We start from the raw sequence: 1,001 nt of genomic DNA, 5'->3' as shown, positions 1-1,001 counted from the left end.
CCAGGTCTGGCAAATATCCCCATTCTGCTCGAACCTGCGATCGGCAGCAACGGCCGATTAGATACAGGCGATGTCTCCGTCCTTACAGACGCTAACGGAGCGTTCTCATTCACCAATATTGTCCCTGGTAACTACGTACTCACAGAAACCACAATACCTGCTGGTTTTCGTACCACGACTCCCAACCCCCTCGCTGTCACCGTTGGAAACAGCAACGCCAACGTTTTCTTTGGCAACACCGCAGTTGTGGGCAGCCGGATTGTGGGATGCAAATACCTCGACATCAATGCCAACGGCTTTCGAGACGGCAATGAACCGGGGATTAAAAATGTCAAGATTTATATTGATACAAACGGCAACGGTCAACTCGATGCAGGGGAACCCAACACCCTAACAGATAAAAATGGTGGGTGGTCATTTAATGTGGCACCAGGCTCCTACAAGATTCGGGAAGAACGAGTCAACGGTGTCAACGGGCAACCCCTAGAAAGAGATTTCCCCCAAAGCACTCCGCCCAACAACATTCCCCTACTCGACGTAACGGTAGCAGCAGGTCAAACCTTTGCCTGCGCTCAAGTTGGCGACACTCCGCTCTATCAAATTGAAATTAACAAATTTCGGGACAATGACCGCAGCGGCACCCGAAATGTGGTCAATGGAGTTTTGGAACCCGCCATTGGTAACGTACCCTTCATTTTAGATTTGAACGGCAACGGTCGGTGGGATCAAGCCTCAGAACCCATCGCCATCACCGATGCCAGCGGAGTGGCTACCTTCCGCGATTTGCGAGCTGCCAATTACTCAGTCTTGGAAATTTTTCCCGCGACACTGCCCGGTGGCGGTGTTCCAGGCAACCTCAATGCTCCGGTCGCAACCACTCCCAACCCCGCTCTGGTTTCGGCACCGGGCCCGCAAGCACGGTTCCAGGGTACGATCAGCAGAGAGCAACCGATCTTAGTAACAGATTCAACCTATACACTGAAACCAAACGACCCTAAATT

At 52.0% G+C, this 1,001-nt stretch carries 1 protein-coding gene; it reads left to right on the top strand.

Annotation, left to right across the window (positions count from 1 at the left end; genetic code table 11):
* Positions 1-1,001: MSCRAMM family protein (locus tag QT974_RS34690; protein WP_333472871.1), on the top strand; the 1,001-nt coding region annotated here is incomplete at both ends.

It is taken from the genome of Microcoleus sp. BM001215392 (assembly GCF_036700185.1).
Classification (GTDB): Bacteria; Cyanobacteriota; Cyanobacteriia; order Cyanobacteriales; family Microcoleaceae; genus Microcoleus.
The sequence above is the reverse complement of the archived record's forward strand: the minus strand, read 5'-3'. Positions and strand labels throughout refer to the sequence as shown.